General features: G+C 49.6%; 2 protein-coding genes and 1 pseudogene. All 3 read right to left on the reverse strand.

The window, feature by feature from the left end:
• Window positions 1-180 (reverse strand): annotated as a pseudogene (locus AB7C91_RS13690) (class I SAM-dependent methyltransferase); the annotation flags it as partial.
• The gene (locus tag AB7C91_RS13695; protein ID WP_428592409.1) at window positions 173-2,704 is read right to left on the reverse strand and encodes a DEAD/DEAH box helicase; all 2,532 of its coding nucleotides are present in this window, start codon (window positions 2,702-2,704) and stop codon (window positions 173-175) included. The pseudogene AB7C91_RS13690 and the gene AB7C91_RS13695, both read right to left, overlap by 8 nt.
• A gap of 115 nt (window positions 2,705-2,819) precedes the next feature.
• Window positions 2,820-3,289 (reverse strand): transketolase-like TK C-terminal-containing protein (locus tag AB7C91_RS13700; protein ID WP_428592412.1); only part of this gene is annotated, 470 nt, incomplete at its 5' end.

The following is a 3,289-nucleotide window of genomic DNA, read 5'->3' on the forward strand; positions in this document are numbered from 1 at the left end:
TTCCACGACAAAGCCACGACCAAGGAAGACAAGGCAGTCCCGCCCACTGCCACAGCCTGCATCCAGGATGCGGGCTACTGGTTTGAGATGCGGAAGAAACATCTGATACTGCTTCACCATATCAACATCCTTGGTGGTGGAGAGAAACAGATCGGCATGATGCTCGTAGTAGTCAGGCATTGGGCAACCCTCCCAGGTCTTGGTAGTATTCTTGCAGATGTTGGTTGATGAGGGCAATCACTTCTTTGATCTCTTGGGATGAAAGGGCTTGGAAAAGAAGGGGGTTGAGGGCAATGAGACCCAAATCCTTCACGTACTGAACAAAGCGCTTGCGTTCGAACTTCTCAAATGGGTTGGCCAGCATGTTCCGCTTCAATGCGGGGGTGTCTGCAAGAAAACCGCGTGAATAGATGCAACCCGGCCTGTCTACGGGTAATCCAACATCCAACCTGTGGATGTAGAACGAGCGGTATGATTCCAACATGTCATCCAACCTTGCTTCTCCATGCTGGTTCATCAAGGAAAGCAAACCTTTCAGAAACACCATCTTGAAAGAGTATGTGTAGTTCTTTTCTCTCACAAACGACAGGAAATCCTCCTTCAAGGTCTCATCAGTGTGCAGTCCCAACTGCTTTGTTTCACGAATCTTGGCCAATGATTCCGGATGAAAGTAGTAAATGGTTCTCGATCCAAGACGAAGGGATAGATCTGAATGTACACTGCCCTTCTGCACCCAGGTTCGTAGTGTCTGAGTACCAATATACAACTCTCTTGCTGTCTGGTCCTCGTCCAGATAGCCCTCATAGGTTTGCTCAAAAGTGAAAATATCTATCGGTACCAACGCTCGGACAGTCTCACTGAGCCCAAGCACCTGAACGACATCCCCCTCTTGATATGCCTTGCTTATCAATCCGAAAGGTGTGTAGAAAGGCATGCCAAAAAGAGCATGGGCACACCATGGACGAGCCAAATAGCCGTATTGATCAACCACATCGATGACAAAGAGATCTTGCTTCTTGGTGGTCTTTCTCAGTCCTCTTCCCAGCTGCTGGACATACAGCACCTTGGAGATGGTGGGTCTTGCCATTACCAAAACTTCCACTTCAGGAACATCCCACCCCTCGGTAAGAAGATTGCAGCTGCAGAGGAACTGCAACGATCCAAAGCGAAACTCCTTGACAACCGCATCAATATCACATGTCTTGCCATCAACAGCCCGTGCGGACAACCCTGCTTCACCCAACAGGGCTGCCAACTGCTTTGTATGTTCAACATTGACGCAAAACACAAGCCCTTTCTGCCCATCGGTGAAGTATCGTTTCAAAACATCTGCAATCAGACGATTGCGTGAATCCACCACCAAGGTCCTCTCAAGGTCGGCGTTCAGGTAGTCTCTTCCATTGAACCGCACCTCACTGAGATTGAGGTTGGTCTCAATCCGATATGCCCTTACATTGGCTACTATGCCTTGATCGATGGCCTGCTTGAGGTCTAGGGGAGAGCGATAGGTACCGAACACCTCTTCCAATCTTTTTTGGTCCAAGCGTTGGGGTGTTGCCGTCAAGCCGATGAGAAAATCAGGTTCAAAGTATTGCAGGCTCCTTCGGATCACTGGGGCAACCGCATGGTGAGCCTCGTCGACGACAAGGTAGGAGAACGCCTTGGGATCCATAAGACTCGAGGCACGCCAAAGCAGATGATAGGTGCCAACAACAATTTGATCAGAAAGGTTGGTCCCAATGGAGATCGGCTCAAATTCAAACAACGCATGCATCCGATTCAGCCAGTCCATACATACACGATGTGTTGGGCCGACAATGAGCACTTTTGCTTGCGGATGCTCTGCGAGATAAAGAACCAAATCCTCCTCAACTATTCTGGATTTGCCGGTGGCAGTAGGCAGCACGGTAAGCAAAGCATGCGGTGCCGGCACACTCTCGCGCATCTTTCGGATCCCTTCAATTGTATCCACCTGATGCTCGTAAAGCTGATAGCTCCGATCCACCTTCAGACCAGCTGGACGAAACTGGTACTTCTCCCCGAAAAAGTGTCGTATCTGGTCATCAACCAACTGGGGGTGGCTGCAATCGAGGGTAGTGAATCGGTAGAGACGGATGCCCAAGAGGGAGCAGATGTTCTGTTTTTCCAATTGTTTTCGATAACGGTCTTTTCCAATTAATTGCGGGTGATGGTACGCAATCCCATTTTCCTCGACGGCCACTCTGCTGCCATCAATGTATTCAACAACGTAGTCCAATGAATAGGTCGAACCATGCAACGATGGAATGGGATACTCCCGAACAAGAAACATACGGGCATTCTTTCCATACACTTCACAAAATCGTTCCTCGAAAAAGTCTTCCAACAAGGATGAATCAGCAACAGAGAGCGATCGATCCTGAGTTGAAGTGTAGGTTGAGGGGAACTCAATCAACCGATCAATCCAGGAACCGGCCTCATTAGCCACATCCTCTGCAAGGAAGCGGTAAACAGGCAACCCTTGAGATACAACAGTGTTTTGGAAGGTGGTATACAAACGATATTCAAATAGCTCTTGGGTGACAGAACCATAGCCAAAATAGTCGACGATAAGATGACATGTAGGAAGCGCATACCAAATTGAGTAATTTCCCTCATCATACCAGAGTGTTCTCAGCTTCTGGGCCGAATGGGCTGCAATACATCCATTGTCTGCTTCTGTCATAGTTGCATCCTAGCTTTCTCTTATGCCAGGAGCAAGGAAAATTCACCAAACATTCTTACACAAAACTGCCCGCCTTCCTAAGAAAGCGGGCAGCAGATAGCAAATGACTCAGGTACTACAGCAAGGAAGCAGCAGCTTCGTAGACCTTGTCTGAGGTGATGCCGAAATACTCGTAGAGCTTTTCGGCAGGACCGCTCTCACCGAAGCTCCTCATACCGACGATCTTGCCTTCCAGACCAGTATACTTGAACCAATAGTCAGCCCAGGCAGCCTCAACGGCAACCCTGGCCTTCACTGATGCAGGGAGCACCGCTTCCTTGTAGGCGGCATCCTGTTGTTCGAAGACCTCAGGAGAGGGCATGGAAACAACACGCACAGCCTTGCCTTCCGAAGCAAGTTTCTTTGCAGCATCGAGTGCCAAGGAGACCTCACTGCCGGTTCCGATCAGGATGACCTCAGGCTTTGCACCCGATTCATACAGGGTATAGGCACCCTTGGAAATCAGGGAAAGCTGCTCATCGGTTCGTGCCTGGGGAGCAAGGTTCTGGCGGCTGAGCAACAAAGCGGTAGGTCCGTTGGAGCGCT

This window comes from Sphaerochaeta sp. (assembly GCF_050256055.1).
Taxonomy (GTDB): Bacteria; Spirochaetota; Spirochaetia; order Sphaerochaetales; family Sphaerochaetaceae; genus Sphaerochaeta.

Bases quoted from the DNA above. Each gene is read 5' to 3' on its own strand.
- AB7C91_RS13695 (WP_428592409.1), bottom strand. From the start codon at position 2,704: ATGACAGAAGCAGACAATGGATGTATTGCAGCCCATTCGGCCCAGAAG.